The sequence below is a fragment of the Gemmatimonadota bacterium genome, from assembly GCA_026706345.1.
In the GTDB taxonomy this organism is placed as follows: domain Bacteria; phylum JAAXHH01; class JAAXHH01; order JAAXHH01; family JAAXHH01; genus JAAXHH01.
This window is the reverse complement of sequence record JAPOYX010000101.1, coordinates 1-486: the sequence shown is the minus strand read 5'-3', so window position 1 is coordinate 486 and position 486 is coordinate 1. Positions and strand designations below refer to the sequence as shown.

The following is a 486-nucleotide window of genomic DNA, read 5'->3' as shown; positions in this document are numbered from 1 at the left end:
TGAGCACGACAACCGCATCGTCGGCGTGGAGGGAGCTCAACCGATGGGTCACGACCAGGGTCGTGCAGCCTTGCATCACCGCGGACAAGGTCTGGCGGAGGTCGGCTTCGCTTTCGACGTCAAGGCCGGACAGGGCTTCGTCCAGCACCAGAATCCGGGGCTTTTTGAGCAGGGCGCGGGCCAGGGCAATGCGCTGACGCTGGCCGGCCGACAGGCGCGCACCCCGTTCGCCCACAGTGGTCTCGTAGCCGTCAGGCAACGTGGTCACATACTCGTGCAGGCCAGCCGCCGTGACCGCCGCGACGATCTCTTCGCGGCTTGCCTCCGGGCTGGCGTAGGACACGTTTTCCAGAATCGAGGCGTGAAACAGAAAGGGCTCGTGGCCGATGACGACCACATGTTGACGCAACCAGACCAGGTCCAACTCCCTCACGTCACGACCGTCCAGGCAGATGGTCCCGGCCTGGGGCTCATACAGCCGTATCA

General features: G+C 64.8%; 1 protein-coding gene. It reads right to left on the bottom strand.

Annotated elements, in window-relative coordinates; genetic code table 11:
- On the bottom strand, nucleotides 1-486 hold a 486-nt coding region (locus OXG98_07400; GenBank protein ID MCY3771828.1), incomplete at both ends, for an ATP-binding cassette domain-containing protein.